Source organism: Hydrogenophaga sp. OTU3427, from assembly GCF_038440225.1.
In the GTDB taxonomy this organism is placed as follows: domain Bacteria; phylum Pseudomonadota; class Gammaproteobacteria; order Burkholderiales; family Burkholderiaceae_C; genus Hydrogenophaga.
Genome location: NZ_JASATI010000011.1, coordinates 26,648 through 42,812, shown reverse-complemented (window position 1 = coordinate 42,812; position 16,165 = coordinate 26,648). Strand labels below are relative to the sequence as shown.

Genomic DNA, 16,165 nt, shown 5'->3' with positions numbered 1-16,165 from the left:
AAAAAACCTTGTAAAAACGGAGAAATTCCAAAAAATAGTTAATTGCAAGGGAAAACCCTGGTGAATTGTGGGTGAGGTTTTGGGGCCCTGTGGCTTTTGTTTCATATGATGTCTAACAACTAAAACGTTGGCCGGCCCCTGCACCTGTGCTGGTGGGGGTTGGCACAAGGGAGGCGCCGGTGTCCGCGAGGGTGCTGGTTGTGTGGGGCAGACAAGGCGCGCAACAGCGCTTCAGGGAGAGACGAATGGGTATTTGCCACTGGCGCGGTGCGCCTTGGGTGTGGGTGGCTGCGTGCCTCCACGTGGGTGGCGCGCAGGCGCAGCAATCCGATGTCCGGATCTATGGACGCATCGATCTGGGTGTCCGGCACGGACCGATCAACCTGGCGGCAGGTGAGGGCAAGGAGGCCCTGCTGGACGACAGCTCCCGTGGCCGCCTGGGCTACTTGGGCAGCGAAGACCTGGGGGGCGGCAACACCGCCTTTTTCCAGCTGGAGCACCGTTTCAATGGCGCCGCAGGCAACCAGGACGGCGATGTGTTCTGGAAAGACAAGGCCTGGGTTGGTCTGGCCAACCAGGCCATTGGCACGTTGCGGCTGGGGCGCATGAGTTCACCCCAGGATTGGGTGGGCGTGGCCGGTCGCTACGAGGCCTTTTTTGGCGATTCTTATGCCTCCAACGGGTCGCGTGGCGCGCGGTCGGCGGCGAAATGGGATCAGACCGCTTACTACGAGTCACCGACCGTCGTTGGCTTCAACCTGGGTCTCGCCGCTTCGGCCGCGCCGCGCAACCGCAAGGACGGCCGTGGCCTGCACCTAGGCTATGCCCAGGGGCCGGTGTCGCTGACCTTCACGCACCAGTCCGAACAAGACCCGACCGCCGGCGCCACTGCGGGCGACGGCATCAAGACCACGACCTTGGGCGGGTTCTACGACTTCGGTGTCATCAAGCCCATGTTCACCTACGCCCGCTCCACTGGCTTGGCCGCCAACGATCAAGGCCATCAGGTGGTGTGGACGGTGGGCGCGCGCATCCCCGCCGGCCCCGGCGAGCTGCGCCTGTCCTGGCGCCGCCTCAAGGACGAACTGGCCAACGGCAGCAGCCGCGCCGCCGACCGCGAAGGCAGCCGCGTGGGGCTGGGCTACCACCACCCCATGAGCAAGCGCACGTCCTTGAACGTCTCGCTGGTGCGTGAGCAGGTCAAGACCTTCCAGGCCGATGGTTCGCTCAAGACCTCGTATACCGGTCCGGGTTGGGAAGTGGCCCTGCGCCACAACTTCTGAGGCCGAGCATGGCCTGTGTTGCCGCCACACACCGCCGTGACACCGGGGCTGGGTCAGTCTGGAATCACGGCGGCCCGACGCAGCCGTTCCCGGCTGTTGCTCAGGTGCACCAGCATGGCCGCGCGGGCGCCCATGGCATCACCGCGCTGGATGTTGTCGAGCAGGCCCTCGTGCTCGTGGGCCGTGAGCGTCTTGCCGGCCACCAGTCCCGACGGGCCGACACCGAACTGCGCCACGGGCATGGACGCCTTGGGGTCTGGCGATCCGTCACGGCGCAGGTGGTCGACGCCCGAGATCGTGACACGGCCCAGGCTGCTGAGAACCTCTTCGAAGTAGGGGTTGTGGGTGGCCTGTGCGACGAGACAGTGGAACTGAAAGTCTGCCGCCAAGGTGCTGTGGCCGGCGTGCAAGGCGGTGTCAAAGCTGTTCAACGCCGCACGCATGGCCTCCAGCTGGGTGTCCGTGCGCCGCGCCGCGGCCAGCGCCGCAGCCTCGGCCTCGACACTGATGCGCAATTCCAGCATGAACAGCACCTGCTGCAGGCCCACGTCGGCCCCCGCGCCGATCAGCAGCCCTGCCGCGGGAGGTGGGGGCAACACAAAGGTGCCGATGCCGTGGCGGGTCTGCACCACGCCCATGACCTGCAAGCGTTGTATGGATTCGCGCACCACGGTGCGGCTGACACCAAAGCGGCGAGCCAGTTCGGGCTCGATGGGCAGGCGGTCGCCCGGACACAACACCCCGTTGCGGATGTCGGCGCTGAGCTCGGTCACCAGTCGGTGGGACAGGGCGCGGTGGGGAGTCGAATGGGGCGAGGACATGGGGTGGGCGCAGGCAGCAGGCGCACCCGGGCACCGGTGGTGGTTTGGAGTCTCCCTGCCATGCGCTTATTACAACACCGAAGCCCACCGGGCACGGTTTGAGAAAGGTCAAATCATGTACGAGAACAAACGCATCGGCTTTCTGTTCGCGCTGCCCTTTGTGTTGGGGGTGCTTGGCTTCAAACTGTTTCCCTTCGTGATGAGTTTTGCGCTGAGCTTCACGCAATACGACGTCATCAACCCGCCCGAATTCATTGGCCTAGAGAACTACCGGGAACTGTTCACCTCCGATCCCCTGTTCAACAAGTCGCTCGGTGTCACGCTGCTGTTCGTGGTCATCTCGGTGCCGCTGCGGGTGGGCTTTGCCCTGTTCATTGCGCACGTGCTGAACTTCAAGCTGCGCGGCATCAACTTCTTCCGCTCGGCCTTCTACCTGCCGTCCATCCTGGGTGGTTCGATCGCGGCGGCGGTGATGTGGCGTTTCATCTTTTCGCAAAACGGGCTGGTCAACATCGTGCTGGCCAAGTTCGGCCTGGAGCCCATTGCTTGGCTGGCCGACGAGCATTACTCGATCTGGACCGTGATCCTGTTGTTCACCTGGCAGTTCGGTTCGGCCATGGTGATCTTCTTGGCGGCGCTGCAGAACGTGCCGACCTCGCTGTACGAGGCGGCCGAGATCGACGGTGCCAGCAAGACGCAGCAGTTCTGGCGCATCACCGTGCCGCTGATCACGCCGGTGATCTTCTTCAACCTGATCATGCAGATGGTGCACGCCTTCCAGGAGTTCAACGGCCCCTACATGATCACCGAGGGCGGCCCGCTGCACTCGACCTACGTGCTCTCGCTCTACATCTACGACCAGAGCTTCAAGTTTTTCAACCTGGGCTACGGCAGCGCGCTGTCGTGGGTGTTGTTCGCACTGGTGGGCAGTCTCAGTGCGATTTCTTTTGTCACCTCCAAGTACTGGGTCTTTTATTCCGGCGAGAAGGACAGCCAGCGATGAACACGCGCACCTCAAACACCTTCGCCGAACGCTGCGTGCCCGACGTTGAAGCGGCCGTGTCGCAGCGCCGCAAACGCCTCAATGCCCTCATGCGTTATGTGGTGCTGGGCCTGGTCGGCCTGGTCATGCTCTACCCCATGATCTGGCTGGTGGGGGCGTCCTTCAAGACCAACACCGAGATCTTCACCGAGATGGGCTTCTGGCCTTCGCGGTTTGACTTCACCGCCTACGCCAAGGGCTGGAAGACCAGCACCGAATACACCTTCGCGACCTACTTCCTGAACTCTTTCATCATCACCGTGCCACGCATCATCGTCACGGTGATCTCGTGTGTGCTGGTGGCCTACGCCTTTGCGCGCTTCGAGTTCTGGGGCAAGAAGACGCTGTTCGCCATCATGGTCGGCACCATGATGCTGCCGCTCATCATCCTGCGCCTGCCGCAGTACCTGATGTTCAAGGAATTTGGCTGGCTCGACAGCTACCTGCCGCTGATCGTGCCTTCGGCCTTCGCCACCGACACGTTCTTCGTCTTCATGCTGGTGCAGTTCCTGCGCGGCATTCCGCGCGACATGGAGGAGGCCGCACAGATCGACGGCTGCAACCCGCTGCAGCTGCTGTGGCACATCATCGTGCCCCTGCTCAAGCCGGCCATCATCAGCGTCATCGTGTTCCAGTTCATCTGGACCATGAACGACTTCATGGGCCCGCTGATCTACCTCTCCACGGTTGAGAAGTACCCGGTGTCGCTGGCCCTGAAGATGAGCATAGGCGCCACCGAAGAGGTCGAGTGGGCCAGTGTGCTGGCCATCTCGGTGGTGGCCTTGCTGCCCTCCATCCTCGTGTTCTTCGCCGCCCAGCGCCACTTCATCGAAGGCGCATCGAGCAGCGGCATCAAGGGCTGAAGCCCACCCAACGCATCCCAGGGAGACAAGCCATGGCACAAGTCCATCTCAAGAAAATCCAGAAAACCTACGCCAACGGTTTTGCCGCCGTGCACGGTGTCGATCTCGACATCCACGACGGCGAATTCATGGTTTTCGTCGGCCCTTCGGGCTGCGCCAAGAGCACGCTGCTGCGCATGGTCGCGGGGCTGGAGACCATCAGCGGCGGCGAGTTGCGCATCGGCGGCAAGGTGGTCAACAACCTCGCGCCCAAGCAGCGCGGCATCGCCATGGTGTTCCAGAACTACGCGCTCTATCCGCACATGAAGGTCTACGACAACCTGGCCTTCGGCCTCAAGCTCGCCGGCACGCCCAAGGCCGAGGTCGATGGCCGCGTGCGCGATGCCGCCAGGCTGCTGGAGATGGATCACCTGCTGGACCGCTACCCCAAGCAACTGTCGGGCGGGCAGGCGCAGCGCGTGGCCGTGGGCCGCGCCATCGTCAAGAAGCCCGAGGTGTTTCTGTTCGACGAGCCGCTGTCCAACCTCGACGCCAAGCTGCGCGCCTCCATGCGGGTGCGCCTGACCGAGCTGCACCGCACGCTGCGCGAGGCCGGTCGCCCGTCCACGGTGATCTACGTCACCCACGACCAGACCGAGGCCATGACCATGGGCGAGCGCATCTGCGTGCTCAAGGAAGGCACCATCCAGCAGGTGGACCGGCCCACCGTGTTGTACGAACGCCCGGCCAACGCCTTCGTGGCCAGCTTCATCGGCTCGCCCGAAATGAACATCCGCCCGGCCACGGTGCAGCCCATGGGCGCCGGCCTGTGCATCGAGGTGGGTGGTGCCCGCCTGCCGGTGCCGGGTGGCCGAGAGGAAAAGCTGCGCGCGCTGGTGGGCCAGCCCATCCGCTTCGGCATCCGCCCTGAACACGTCACGGCCGGCGCCGCGCAGGACGGCACGCACCGGATCGAAGGCAGGTTGCGCTTCATGGAGCACATGGGCAGCGAGGTCTTCGTGCACTTCGACCTGGGCGATGTGCCGTTCACCTGCCGCGTGCCGCGTGAACAGTTTGATGACCTGGCACGCAAACAGCGTGGCGACCACCACCTGTTCGGCATCCACATGCATCAGTGTCATGCCTTCGCCCACGGCGGCGATGGTTACAACCTTTTTCTCTGATCCTGACCCACCACCGCACCACAACACGCAGGGAGATTCACATGCAACGTCGCACCCTTGTCACCGCCGCCGCGCTTGCCGCCGTGGCCAGCACCCCACCCGTCCAGGCCCAGGACGCCATCTTGCGATTCTCCTGGTGGGGCGGCGGCGAACGCCACGAGAGCACGCTCAAGGCCATCGCCGCCTTCGAGGCCAAGCACCCGGGCGTCAAGATCAAGGGCGAGTACATGGGCTTCAACGGCTACCAGGAACGCTTGTCGACGCAGGTCGCCGGTGGTTCCGAAGCCGACATCGTGCAGCTCAACTGGGCCTGGCTGTCGAGCTACTCCAAGACCGGTGAAGGCTTCCTGGATCTCAACAAGCAACGCGGTCTGTTGGCGCTCGACCAGTTTTCGCCGGCCGACCTCCGGATGGGCACGCTGGGCGGCAAGCTCAACGCCCTGCCCGCAGCCTACACCGCACGTGTGTTTGTGTGGAACAAGGCCGCCATCCAGCGCGCCGGGCTGCAGGTGCCCACCACCTGGGACGAGCTGTTTGCCACTGGCAAGGCCTTCCAGGCCAAGAACGGCGACAAGGCCTACCTGCTCGATGGCGAGCCCTATGACGTGATCCTGCTGTCGCACGCTTACGCTCAGCAGAAACACGGCAAACCCTACGTCGACCCCAGCGAACCACGGGTGGCCATGAGCCCGGCGGCGGTGCTGGAGTGGGTGTCGACCTACAAGAAGTTGGTCGACAGCAAGGTGGTGACACCGCTGCCCTACCGCGCCAGCCTGGGGGGTGCCGACAAACCCACCGAGCAGCAGCAGGACTGGACCAACGGCACCTGGGCCGGCAACTACACCTGGGACTCGGTGTTGCGCCTGCGCGAGAGCACGCTGGACAAGGACCAGAAGCTGACCATCGGCCCCTTTCTGACCCTGCCCCAGGCCAAACACAGCGGCATGTTTGGGCGCCCGTCGCTGATGTACGCGGTGAGCAAACGCAGCAAGCACCCAGCGGTGGCGGTGCAGTTCCTGAACTTTCTGCTGACCGATCCGCAGGCGGCGCAGCTCCTGGGGCTGAGCCGTGGCGTGCCCGCCGCCAGTGGCCCGCTGCATGTGCTGCTCAGGGACAAGCGCATCGGCGAACTGGAGCAGGCCGCCTACCAGCAGATCAAGCAGCAGAAGGAGGCCGGAGGCATCGATCTGCCTTCGCCCCTGTTCGAAAACCAGCGCTTCAGCAAGTTCATGCGTGAGGTCTTCGAGACCGTGGCCTATGGCAAGGTCACCGAGCAGGAGGCCGCACGCCGCCTGTACGAAGAAGGCAACACCTTGCTCAAGCGCATCAAGTGAAGGGGGGGTGTGTATGGACACGTTTCACAACCGGGCGCGCCGCCGCCTGTTCATCGGTTTGTCGGTCGCCGGCGTCGGTCTGATGCTGTTGCCGGGCTGCAGCAGCAGCCAGATGACCAGGACCACCCACCCGTGGGAGCGCCAGGTGTTGGCCGCCAACGACGGCTGGGCTGCCGCCGAAGGTGGCACCAGCGGTGGTGCGCATGCCCAGCCGGGCTTTGTGTTCGAGGTACGCAACCGTGCCGAACTGGTGGCGGCGCTTGCCGTCGGCACCCCCGGCACGCCCCGCATCGTGCGCGTGTTGGGACGCATCGACCTCTGTGTGGACTCGCGCAACCGGCCCGTGGACGCCGAGGCCTTCCGCGACCCTGCCTTTGACTTCGAGGCCTACCTGCGCGCGTATGCGCCAGCCGTATGGGGCAAACAGCCCCCGACCGGGCCACTCGAAGCAGCACGCCAGCGCTCGGCCGACCGCCAGCAGGCCACGGTGGTGGTGCCGGTTCCGTCGAACACCACCGTCATCGGCGTGGGCCGCGACGCTGGCTTCAAAAACGGCACACTGCTGCTGCAGGACGTGGACAACGTGATCGTGCGCAACCTGCACTTCAGCGACGCCTACGACCACTTCCCCGCCTGGGATCCCAAGGACAACGCCAATGGCGAATGGAACTCGGAGTACGACAACCTGTCCTTGAGCAACGCCACCCACGTGTGGGTGGACCACTGCACCTTCGACGACGGCACCCGCCCCGACCACACGGCCCGCACCGCGCTGGGCCGTCCGATGCAGCACCACGATGGCCTGCTGGACATCACCGCCCGCTCGAACTGGGTGACGGTCTCGTACTGCCACTTCCGCGGCCACGACAAGACCAACCTGGTGGGCAACAGCGACCAGTCCAATGACAGCGACCGCCTCAAGGTCAGCTTCCACCACAACTGGTGGGAGCACTGCGGCGAGCGTGCGCCGCGCGTGCGTTTTGGACAGGTCCACGTCTACAACAACCTCTACACCGGCAGCGACCAGCCCCCCTATCCGTTGGGGTATTCCATCGGCGTGGGTGTCCAGTCGCGCCTGGTGGTGCAGAACAACGTGTGGGAAACGCCCGCCCATGTGCCTGCCACGCGGCTGGTGCGGCTCTGGCGGGGCCAGGTCCTGGCGGCGCAAGACAACTGGCACAACGGGCGCCCGGTTGACCTGCTGGCCGCGTTGCAGCGGGCCCATCCGGGCGTTGCACTGAACGCCGATGTTGGCTGGATGCCCAGCTGGCATGGCCCCATCGATCCGGTGGCCGAGGTGGCGCACCGGGTGCGAGCCCAGGCGGGCGCGGGCCGCACATGACACCCACCATCCAAAAAGAACAGGGAGTTTGACCATGAAGATCGATCGAATCAGCGGGCAGGTGTTCACCTACCCCAGCCGCCGCAATGTGGACAGCGCCGGCCATTCGCACCCGGGCGAGATCGTGCAGGCCAAGCTGGTGCTGCTTACGATCACCTGCGACGACGGCAGCGCAGGCCACAGTTTCGCCCCATGCGAGGTGATACGCCCACACGTGCTGGACGGCTTCGTGCGCAAGGTGCTGATCGGACGCGACCCGTTGCACCGGGAGGCGCTGTGGCACGAACTGGAGCATTGGCAGCGCGGCAGCGCCGGCCAACTCACCGACCGCGCGCTGGCGGCAGTGGACACCGCGCTGTGGGATCTGGCCGGCCGTGCGCTGGGCCAGCCGGTCTACAAGCTGCTGGGTGGCTACCGCGACAAGGTGCCCGCCTACGGCAGCACCATGTGTGGTGACGAGACCCCCGGTGGATTGGCCACGCCCGACGACTACGCGCGCTTCGCGCTCCAGCTGGTGGAACGAGGCTACCGTGCCATCAAGCTGCACACCTGGATGCCACCGGTGTCCTTCGCGCCCGACGTGGACATGGACATCCGAGCCTGTGCTGCCGTGCGCGAGGCCGTGGGCCCCGACGTGCCGCTGATGCTTGACGGCTACCACAGCTACAGCCGCACCGATGCCTTGCGCATCGGCCGCGCCCTGCAGCGCCTGGATTTCACTTGGTTCGAGGAAATGATGAACGAGCAGAGCATGGCCTCCTATGTGTGGCTGGCCTCCCAGCTCGACATCCCCATCCTCGGCCCGGAAAGCCTGTCGGGCAAACATCACAGCCGCGCCGACTGGATACAGGCCGGTGCGTCCGACATCTTGCGAGCCGGTGTCACGGGTGTCGGCGGCATCTCGCCGGCGATGAAGGTGGCCCACATGGCCGAAGGCTTTGGCATGCACTGCGAAGTGCACGGCAACGGCGCCGCCAACCTCGCCGTGTGCGCCGCCGTGGCGAATTGCCGCTGGTATGAGCGCGGGCTGCTGCACCCGTTCTTGGACTACGACGAAGTGCCGGCCTACCTGCGCCGCCTGCCCGACCCGATGGACACGCAAGGCTACGTGCAGCTCTCGCAAGCGCCTGGACTGGGCGAGGACATCCACTTCGAGCACATCGAGGCCCACACCGTGGCGCGTTTTTAATCCCCCGCGTCTCTGCGGCGTCACCCCCAGGGGACGATGTCGGCCCGAACAGCTGGGCGCATGCGTCAAAATCGGTGTCCACATCACCGACCGAAGAACGCACATGGGCAACCGACTCACACAAATCGCCACCCGCACCGGCGACAACGGCACCACCGGCCTGGGCGACAACACGCGGGTTTCCAAGGACAGCCTGCGCGTGCACGCCATGGGCGAGGTGGATGAACTCAATTCGCAGATCGGCGTGTTGTTGTGCGAGGACCTGCCGGCCGATGTGCGCGAGACCCTGGTCGAGATCCAGCACCAGCTGTTCAACCTCGGCGGCGAGTTGTCCATCCCCGGCTTCGAGCTGCTCAAGCCCGAGGCCGTGCTGGCGCTGGACGAGGCCCTGGCCACCCACAACGAACGCTTGCCCCGCCTGCAGGAATTCATCCTGCCCGCCGGCAGCCGCGCCGCGGCGCTGTCGCATGTGTGCCGCACGGTGGCCCGCCGGGCCGAACGCGCCGTGGTGGCGCTGGGCAGCGAAGAGGCCCTCAAGGACACCCCGCGCCAGTACCTCAACCGCCTGAGCGACCTGATGTTCGTCTTTGCCCGCGTGCTGAACCGCATGAATGGCGGCGACGACGTGTATTGGAAAAGCGAACGGATGAAAACGCAGGGGTAAAAAAAAATCCTGGTCAGAGACCAGGATTGGGAAGCCTTTTTGCTGTCACACATCAAGGCGCCCGCTCAGGGAGGAAAAGCGGGGAGCCATCAAGGATGGCCCGCGGCAATTCTAAATCAAATTTTGAACGTTTTTGACAATAACTACGACGATTGGCCAGTGCCGTTCAAACCCCGCTCCAAGACTGGCCAACGGGCCACAACAGGCACGCCCAGGACCAGCAAACGCTTGCGCATGCGGGTGATGTGGTGGTCCTTGCTCAGGAGCAGGGCACGGTGCGCCAGGGCCAGGTCGATGAACTTCTGGTCGTCTGCGTCGCTGCAGGTCACGGGCGCCTTGGGCGCCGCGTCCACCCAGTGGCAGCGGCTGTCCATGGCCGCCAGCACCCCGGGCGTGTCACATTGGTGATAGGCCACGCGCGCCGCCAGCTTGGGGTAGCCGAGCACGCGTTCCAGCTCATCGCGCATGGCCCGGGTGGCCACCCAGTGCATCTGGCCACCCTCCAGCGCTGCCCGCAACTGGGCGGTGGCCGGGTCCTTGAACACCAACAGGTCCAGCGCCACGTTGGTGTCGATCACGACGGCCGCCGGTGCCGTTTCAGTGGGCATCAGGGGGCGTGGGGTGTTTGGTGTTGCGCCCGGCCACCAGGTCGAAGCGGAACAGCCGGCATTCGATGGGGCCGTTCCACAGCGGCACGCGTCGGCTTTCCTTGAAGCGCATCTTGCCCGGCAGCTTGAGGTCGGGCGTGAGCATCCAGGCGCTCCAGCCGCTGTAGTGCTTTTTCCAGTGGCTGGCGAGCTGGGCGAAGAAGTCGCCCGACTCGCCGCCATCGGCCAGCTGGGCGCTTTCGCGTCCGCCGGTGTGACCGCCGTCGCGGCGCTGCTCACGCCCTTGCGCGCGGTCGGCCGCGCGGGTGCCGGCCACACCAGCCGCGGCGATGCGCTCGCCATACGGCGGGTTGAGCAGCATCACGCCGGGGGTGTCGGTGGGCGGCATGCGTTGCAGGGCGTCACCGCCGCGCAGCTCGATGGCCTGGGCCACGCCGGCACGCTGGGCGTTGCGCTGCGCGAAGTCGACCATGCGAAAGGCCACGTCGCTGCCGAAGATGAAGGGTTTCTGCCCCTGCGGCCAGGGCTTTTGCGCCGCCTGGGCCTGGGCCTTGATGCCCTGCCACACGTGCGACTGGAAGGGCAGCAGCTTCTCGAAGGCAAACCGGCGCGTGCTGCCGGGCGCGATGTTCAGCGCCATTTGCGCCGCCTCGATCAGCACCGTGCCACTGCCGCAGCAGGGGTCGTACAGCGGTTGGGCCGCGCCCTGGCTGCCGTCCCAGCCGGTGGCGGCGATCATGGCCGCGGCCAGGGTTTCCTTCAAGGGCGCGTCGCCCTTGTCCTCGCGCCAGCCGCGCTTGAACAGCGGCTCGCCCGAGGTGTCGATGTAGATCGAGCAGTGGCTCTCGGTCAGGTGGGCGAAGACCCGCACGTCGGGCCAGGTGGTGTCGATGTTGGGGCGCTCGCCGGTCTTGTGGCGCAGGCGGTCGCAGACGGCGTCCTTCACCCGCAGGGCGGCGAAGTTCAGGCTCTTGAGCGGGCTGTGCTGGGCCGTGATCTCGACCTTGAGCGTGTGCCGCGGCGTCATCCAGATTTCCCAGGCCACGTCGCAGGCGGTGGCGTAGATGTCGTCTTCGCTGCGGTAGGGCTGGTAGGCCAGTTCCACCAGCACCCGCTGGGCCAGGCGGCTGTGCAGGTTGAGCAGCATGGCGTCGCGCCAGCTGGCCTTGATCAACACGCCGCCGCGCGAGCGCGACATGTCGGCATCTGCCACACCGACGATGCGTTTCACCTCGGCGGCGAGGAAGTCCTCCACGCCGGCGGCGCAGGGCAGAAAAAGCGTCAGTTGGTTCATGTGTACCTTTCGATCCGCCGCCGGACCGCCTCTGGGCGGATCGGGCCCCCGGGGGTCATCGTTTTCTCAGATTGGCCGGCGCAATGCGCAGCGCCTCGCGGTATTTGGCCACCGTGCGGCGGGCGCATTCGATGCCTTGCTCCTTGAGCATCTCGGACAGCTGGTTGTCCGACAGCGGCTTGGCCAGGTCTTCCGAGGCCACGAACTGCTTGATCAGCGCGCGCACGGCGGTGCTGGAGGCGTTGCCGCCGGTCTCGGTGCCCAGGCTGGAGCCGAAGAAGTACTTGAGCTCGTAGGTGCCGAAGGGCGTGGCCATGTACTTGGCGGTGGTCACGCGGCTGATGGTGGACTCGTGCAGGCCCAGCTCGTCGGCGATCTCGCGCAGCACCAGCGGGCGCATGGCGAGTTCGCCGTGCATGAAGAAGTTGCGCTGGCGCTCGACGATGGCGCTGGACACGCGCAGGATGGTGTCGAAGCGCTGCTGGATGTTCTTGATGAACCAGCGCGCCTCCTGCAGCCGCTGCTGCATGCCGGCCGCGCCTTCGCCTTTTTCGCCGCGGCCCTGGCGCAGGGCGTTGGCGTAGATGTCGTGCACCCGCAGGCGCGGCATCACGTCGGGGTTGAGCTGGACCTTGAAGCCGCGCCCGGCCTTGGTGACGATGACGTCGGGCAAGATGGCGTTGCGCTCCACGTTGACGAAACGCCGGCCCGGCTTGGGCTCCAGGTGGCCGATCAGTGCCAGGCCCTCGCGCACCACGGCCTCGTCGAGCCGGCAGGCGGCGGCCAGGCGTTTGGTGTCGCGGCGGGCCAGCAGGTCCAGCGGCTGGGCGCACATGGCCAGCGCGGCCTGGGCGGCCGGGCTGTTGCGCAGCTCCTCGATCTGCAGGCGCAGGCATTCGGCCAGATCGCGCGCGCCCACGCCGGCCGGGTCCATGTGCTGCAGCCAGTGCAGCGCCAGGTTGAGCGCCTGTTCGGTGGCTTCGCGGGCCTCCAGGTCGTCGCCGGCCAGCGCGGCGGCCAGGTCGGCGATGGGCTCGTCCAGGTAGCCGTCGTCGTTGAGCGACTCGATCAGGAAGTACAGCGCCGCGCGCTCTTCCTCGTTGAGCCGCAGGCCCAGCGCCTGCTGGTGCAGGTGGGCCTGAAGGCTGATGTGTTCGCTGGCGAGCTCGGCGGCGCTGGCGGTTTCCTCGTCGTGCGGGTCGTTGCGGTTGCGGGGCGCGGCCTCGCCGCCCCACTCGCCGTCGTCGGGCGTGAAGGAGACGGTGCCGTCGCCTTCCCAGTCGGGTTCGCTGCCGCCGACTTCTTCGCTGAAGTCATCGCCTTCGCTGCTGGAACTGTTGCTGCTGCTGGCGTTGTCCGCGCTCCATTCGCTGACCAGATCGCCGGTGCTCACCGGCGCGTCCACCGCGTCGACGCCAAAGGCCTCGCGCTCGGCCACTTCCTCGCTGCGTTCCAGAAAGGGGTTCTCGTCGAGCATCTGCTCGACCTCCTGCGCCATCTCCAGCGTGGAGAGCTGCAGCAGCCGGATGGACTGCTGCAGCTGCGGGGTCAGCGACAGGTGTTGGGAGACACGAAGCGAGAGGCTTTGTTTCATGCCGCTCACATTCGGAAGTGTTCGCCGAGGTAAACCCTTCTGACGTCGGCATTCTCGACAATTTCCCCCGGCGTGCCCCGGGCCAGCACGCGGCCCTCGTTGATGATGTAGGCGTGGTCGCAGATGCCCAGGGTTTCGCGCACGTTGTGGTCGGTGATCAGCACGCCGATGCCACGCGATTTGAGGAAGCCGATGATGCGCTGGATCTCGATCACGGCGATCGGGTCGATGCCGGCGAAAGGCTCGTCCAGCAGGATGAAACGCGGGTTGCTGGCCAGGGCTCGGGCGATCTCCACCCGGCGGCGTTCACCGCCCGACAGGGCCGGTGCCGGCGAGGAGCGCAGGTGCGAGACGTGCAGGTCCTCGAGCAGTTCCGTGAGGCGCTGCTCCAGCGCCGCGTGGGTGTAGGGCTTGCCCGTGGCCGGGTCGGTCTGCAGCTCCAGCACGGCACGCACGTTGTCTTCCACGCTGAGCTTGCGGAAGATGGACGCTTCCTGCGGCAGGTAGCCCAGGCCCAGGCGCGCGCGGCGATGGATGGGCAGGCGCTCCACGGCCTGGCCGTCGAGGGAAATCTGCCCGGCGTCGGCCCGCACCAGGCCCACGATCATGTAGAAGGAGGTGGTCTTGCCGGCGCCGTTGGGCCCCAGCAGGCCCACCACCTCGCCTTCGTCCACCGCCAGCGACACGTCCTTGACCACCTTGCGGCTGCCATAGGCTTTTTGCAGGCCACGCGCTTCCAGCCGGCGTTTGATGGCCGGCGTGGCGGGGTGGGTGGCGAGCGGGACGGCGGCGCTCACCGCTTGCCCTCGCCCAGGGCCGGTGTGGCTTTGAGGTCGGGGGCGGGCGCGGTCACCGGGGCCGGGCCGCTGGTGTCGCCCTTGGGCACGGGGGTGAGCATGGCGCGCACGCGCCCGCTCGGGTTGGCGGGGGTGCGCGCGGCCGCGCCGCCGTCGACCGTGAACACGTCGGCGTTGTTGTCGTACACGATGGTGTTGCCCGCGGTCTCGTCGTTGAGGCTCGCGCCCCGGTAGCGGCGCAGCACGGCGCGGCCGATGAAGCGCACCGTGTCGGCCTGGCTGTCGTATTCGATGCGGTCGGCCACGCCTTCGATGTATTCGTCCACCACGTCGCGCTTCTGCCGGAAGAAGGCCTGGGTGCTGGTGTTGCCCAGCACGGTGCCGAACTGCTGGCCCTGCGGTCCCTGGCGCACCTCGATCTGCTGGCCACGGATCACGATGCTGCCCTTGTTGACCACCACGTTGCCGGTGAAGACGCTGGTCTGGCGGCCATCCTCATGGCGCAGGCTGTCGGCCTCCACATTCATGGGCTGGTTGCGGTCTGCCTTGGCGGCCAGGGCCGCGGCACCGGACAGCAAGCCCATGGCCAGCAGGCCGGCCTGGCAGGTGCGGGTAAACGTGGTGCGGGTCATCGGCGTGTAGGGCATGGAAATTGCATGGCATTGTAAGCGTGCACTTTGCCGTGTGCGCTCCGGGCCGGGCACAAAAAAGCCCGCTGGATCGCAGCGGGCTTTGGGGGACGGCGCCAAGGGCGCTTATTTCGCGCTTCGCGACTGGGCAATCAGGTGCTCGGCCACTTGCAGCGTGCGCGGCATGTTCTGCGCCAGCGAACCCGAGGTGAAGTATTTGCCGGCGATGCCCAGCGAGGGCACGCCGTCCACCTGGTAGGCGTCCTGCAGCTGGCTGGCGCGGCGGGCCTTGCCCGCGACGCCGAAGGCGTTGTAGACCTCCAGGAACTTGGCCCGGTCCACGCCCTGCTTGGCGATCCAGTCGGCGATCTGCTCCTGGGTCGTCAGGCGCTGCTTTTCGGTGTGGATGGCGTGGAACACCTTGCGGTGCAGTTCCTCGACCTTGCCCAGGGCTTCCAGCGCGTAGTACAGGCGCTGCTGGGGCACGAAGTCGTCGCGGAAGGCCACCGGCGCGCGCTTGACCACCACGTGGGCCGGCTGCTTCTTGGCCCAGGCGTCAAACGTGGGCTCGAAGGCGTTGCAGTGGGGGCAGCTGTACCAGAAGAACTCGATCACCTCGACCTTGTCGGCCGGGGCGTCGACCGGGGCCGGGCGGCTGAGCTTGAGGTAGTCGGTGCCTTCCTTGAAGGCGGTCTGTGCCTGGGTCTGGGCGGTGCCCAGCAGGCCCGTGGTGGCGGTGCCGGCCATCAGCACAGCTTGGGTGAAATCACGACGTTGCATTTTTCAACAATCTCCTTGCCATAACGGCGGTTGCCTCCCATGGAGCGCCGCACCGCAGCAAAAGTTCAAAAAAGCGTGAACGGCGGCGGGTCGGCGCTTCAGCGCTGCACACGCACCAGGGCCGCGTCGATGTTGTTGCCGGCCAGCTTGGCCTGGGTCGCATCGGCGTCGGCCTTGGCGCGGTGGGGGCCGGTGCGCACCCGGTAGACGGTCTGGCCGGCCTGTTCGCGTTCGCTGATCTTGGCATCGAAACCCAGCATGGCCAGTTTGGCGCGCTGGGCCTCGGCGTCGGCCGCGGTGCGGAAGGCCCCGGCCTGTACGAAGTAGACAAACGGATCGGCTTCGGTCCCGGCGGTGGCCGGCGCGGCCGTCGCCGGGGCCGCCGCTGTCTGGGTGCGGCTGCGCGCCAGATCGCCCAGCGGATCGGCCGAGGCGGCAGGCTGTTTGACCGCTTCCGGCTTGACGGCCGGTGTGGGCGCCACGGGGGCGGGTTTGCCTTCGGACTTCACCGCGCCCTCGGTCGGCTCGGCCTCTGGCTTGGGCGCGGCGGCGGGCTTGCTGCCCGCCAGGCCGGCGTTGGGGTTCCAATTGCGGTTTTTCTCGGCCTCGATGGCGTCCTGCGTGGGCTTGCGCGACACGCCGCGGTCGACAAAAGGCACCGGCACCTTGGTCACGTAGACCGCCACGGCCAGGGCCAGGCCCAGACCCACCAGCAGGCCGACCACAAAGCCGATCAGTGTTCCACCCAGTTGCTTGTTCATG

Annotated in this window: 16 protein-coding genes; 8 read left to right on the top strand and 8 right to left on the bottom strand. The window is 66.3% G+C overall.

Features of this window, described 5'->3' with window-relative positions; genetic code table 11:
* The first annotated feature begins 245 nt into the window (after positions 1-245).
* The gene (locus AAHB17_RS08920) at positions 246-1,283 is read left to right on the top strand and encodes a porin (protein WP_342130188.1); all 1,038 of its coding nucleotides are present in this window, start codon (positions 246-248) and stop codon (positions 1,281-1,283) included.
* Positions 1,284-1,336: 53 nt separating this feature from the next.
* On the opposite strand, the gene AAHB17_RS08915 is transcribed toward AAHB17_RS08920, so the two are convergent.
* Positions 1,337-2,104, bottom strand: coding sequence for a FadR/GntR family transcriptional regulator (locus AAHB17_RS08915; RefSeq protein ID WP_342130187.1), 768 nt, complete (start codon positions 2,102-2,104; stop codon positions 1,337-1,339).
* A 115-nt stretch (positions 2,105-2,219) separates the two neighbouring features.
* Here AAHB17_RS08915 and AAHB17_RS08910 point away from each other — a divergent pair, with 115 nt between their 5' ends.
* The 7 genes from AAHB17_RS08910 (at position 2,220) to AAHB17_RS08880 (ending at position 9,701) form a co-directional block, all read left to right on the top strand.
* Positions 2,220-3,107: a carbohydrate ABC transporter permease gene (locus AAHB17_RS08910; protein ID WP_342130186.1), complete on the top strand. Its 888-nt coding sequence runs from the start codon at positions 2,220-2,222 to the stop codon at positions 3,105-3,107.
* On the top strand, positions 3,104-4,009 hold the full coding sequence (locus AAHB17_RS08905) for a carbohydrate ABC transporter permease (protein WP_342130185.1): 906 nt from the start codon (positions 3,104-3,106) through the stop codon (positions 4,007-4,009). Before AAHB17_RS08910 ends, AAHB17_RS08905 begins: the two co-directional genes overlap by 4 nt.
* A 32-nt stretch (positions 4,010-4,041) precedes the next feature.
* Positions 4,042-5,172 (top strand): ABC transporter ATP-binding protein, encoded by a 1,131-nt coding sequence (locus AAHB17_RS08900; protein WP_342130184.1) that lies wholly within the window; start codon positions 4,042-4,044, stop codon positions 5,170-5,172.
* A gap of 41 nt (positions 5,173-5,213) precedes the next feature.
* Complete coding sequence (locus AAHB17_RS08895; RefSeq protein ID WP_342130183.1) at positions 5,214-6,506, top strand: ABC transporter substrate-binding protein; 1,293 nt, start codon at positions 5,214-5,216, stop codon at positions 6,504-6,506.
* Between the two features lie 13 nt (positions 6,507-6,519).
* Complete coding sequence (locus AAHB17_RS08890; RefSeq protein ID WP_342130182.1) at positions 6,520-7,848, top strand: pectate lyase family protein; 1,329 nt, start codon at positions 6,520-6,522, stop codon at positions 7,846-7,848.
* 34 nt (positions 7,849-7,882) lie between these two features.
* Entirely contained in the window at positions 7,883-9,037 is a 1,155-nt protein-coding gene (locus tag AAHB17_RS08885) for a mandelate racemase family protein (RefSeq protein WP_342130181.1), read from the top strand.
* A gap of 103 nt (positions 9,038-9,140) precedes the next feature.
* Positions 9,141-9,701, top strand: coding sequence for a cob(I)yrinic acid a,c-diamide adenosyltransferase (locus AAHB17_RS08880; protein WP_342130180.1), 561 nt, complete (start codon positions 9,141-9,143; stop codon positions 9,699-9,701).
* 143 nt (positions 9,702-9,844) lie between these two features.
* Here the strand turns inward: AAHB17_RS08880 and AAHB17_RS08875 are convergent, their stop codons facing one another.
* The 7 genes from AAHB17_RS08875 to AAHB17_RS08845 form a co-directional block, all read right to left on the bottom strand.
* Complete coding sequence (locus AAHB17_RS08875; protein ID WP_342130179.1) at positions 9,845-10,309, bottom strand: putative toxin-antitoxin system toxin component, PIN family; 465 nt, start codon at positions 10,307-10,309, stop codon at positions 9,845-9,847.
* Positions 10,299-11,603, bottom strand: a complete 1,305-nt coding sequence (locus AAHB17_RS08870; protein ID WP_342130178.1) for a THUMP domain-containing class I SAM-dependent RNA methyltransferase — start codon at positions 11,601-11,603, stop codon at positions 10,299-10,301. The genes AAHB17_RS08875 and AAHB17_RS08870 overlap by 11 nt, the downstream gene beginning before the upstream one ends.
* A 55-nt stretch (positions 11,604-11,658) precedes the next feature.
* Positions 11,659-13,197 (bottom strand): RNA polymerase factor sigma-54, encoded by a 1,539-nt coding sequence (locus tag AAHB17_RS08865; protein ID WP_342130177.1) that lies wholly within the window; start codon positions 13,195-13,197, stop codon positions 11,659-11,661.
* A 5-nt stretch (positions 13,198-13,202) separates the two neighbouring features.
* Positions 13,203-13,994, bottom strand: a complete 792-nt coding sequence (gene lptB, locus AAHB17_RS08860) for an LPS export ABC transporter ATP-binding protein (RefSeq protein ID WP_446719575.1) — start codon at positions 13,992-13,994, stop codon at positions 13,203-13,205.
* On the bottom strand, positions 13,991-14,641 hold the full coding sequence (gene lptA / locus AAHB17_RS08855) for a lipopolysaccharide transport periplasmic protein LptA (RefSeq protein ID WP_342130176.1): 651 nt from the start codon (positions 14,639-14,641) through the stop codon (positions 13,991-13,993). The genes lptB and lptA overlap by 4 nt, the downstream gene beginning before the upstream one ends.
* 108 nt (positions 14,642-14,749) lie before the next feature.
* Positions 14,750-15,403 carry a thiol:disulfide interchange protein DsbA/DsbL gene (locus AAHB17_RS08850; RefSeq protein WP_342130175.1) on the bottom strand — a complete coding sequence of 218 codons (654 nt, stop codon included), beginning with the start codon at positions 15,401-15,403 and terminating at the stop codon, positions 14,750-14,752.
* Between the two features lie 98 nt (positions 15,404-15,501).
* Entirely contained in the window at positions 15,502-16,164 is a 663-nt protein-coding gene (locus AAHB17_RS08845) for an SPOR domain-containing protein (RefSeq protein WP_342130174.1), read from the bottom strand.
* Position 16,165: the final 1 nt, after the last annotated feature.